The 1,331-nt window shown below is 35.5% G+C and carries 1 pseudogene; it reads left to right on the top strand.

The window, feature by feature from the left end:
* Window positions 1-919: 919 nt before the first annotated feature.
* Window positions 920-1,331 (top strand): annotated as a pseudogene (locus GFJ36_RS29770) (serine hydrolase domain-containing protein); the annotation flags it as partial.

Genomic DNA, 1,331 nt, shown 5'->3' with positions numbered 1-1,331 from the left:
GAGTAGGAAAAAAGGAAAAATTTACTGTAGTTTTCATAGTTAAAAATATACTTTTCTGGTTCAAAAGCCCCACCTTATTTTCGAGAAAAATTTGGGGCTTTTTTTGTTTTGGTGGCGTTTATTCTCCTTAAGTTGATGGATGTGGGGTAGCACCACATTACTATCAAGCTAAGGTTTTAATATATCTCCTAAATGAACATTTTCTTTTTCTTTTTCTACAGGTAGTTACTTTGAGAAGGTAGCTTATTTTTTCGTTTTGAGGGCGTTTATTTTTCTTAAGCTGATGGATGTGGAGTATCCGCCCTAAGTTAAATAAATTTTGACTTAAAAACAAGTGATTTTAACAACGTTAGGAGTGTTTCATGCAGCACAATGTCATTTGTGTTGTATTGCAAGAAAAAAATTACATTAGAAAAGAGCCAGAATTCATCCTGTTAAGGGTAAATCGACTCTTAATATTTAAAAGGATGGTAAAAAGAAACACAGAAGTAAAAAAACTGTGTTTCTTTTTGATTAATATATTTACCGAACTTTACGGCACAGATGCTCCTTCTATCCTATTATAAAAGCGATTTTGAAAGTAAGTAATTTGTAAGAAATGGGTAAGAAAAAAGAAATTTTCATTGTGTATGATAAAAATATAAAGAAGCGTGAAAGGCGGAACAGATATGACTTATATATGAAAAACAGACCAGTAACAAGACTGTTTCAAGGAAAAGAAGTAATTTATGTGGTTAACATATATGTGGAAAAAGAGGGATTTACCCAGGACAGAATGGCGTTTGTAAAAATAATAAATATGAAGATGATTACGAATTCAATGTTGACCTTTTTTCATTGGTGGAGATGGTAGCTGTGTGGTTAATACGAAATAGCAAGAAACCACCTATACAATATGAATAGAGGAGAGGGATGCCCTATGAAAACATGTAGTCAAATTACATGTGCAAGTCTGGCCCTTTTAATAGCTGGAAGTTCTCTGTTATACACAACGCCAACCTTAATTGTAAAAGCAGAACCTACTCAAAGTGTATCTAGTTCGGTACAAACAAGTACTCAACGAGATCGTAATTCTGTCAAGCAAGCAGTGCGGGATACATTGCAACTTGGATTCCCGGGGATACTTGCTAAAACTTCTGAGGGTGGAAAAACATGGAGTTATGCCGCTGGGGTAGCGAATCTGAGCAGCAAGAAACCAATGAAAACAGATTTTCGCTTTCGCATTGGTAGCGTGACGAAGACGTTCACGGCAACAGTTGTACTTCAATTAGCCGAAGAGAACCGCTTGAATCTAGACGACTCTATTGAAAAATGGTTGCCTGGTGTCATTC

This window comes from Bacillus sp. EE-W1 (genome assembly GCF_009760835.1).
GTDB lineage: Bacteria > Bacillota > Bacilli > Bacillales > Bacillaceae_G > Bacillus_A > Bacillus_A wiedmannii.
The sequence above is the reverse complement of the archived record's forward strand: the minus strand, read 5'-3'. Positions and strand labels throughout refer to the sequence as shown.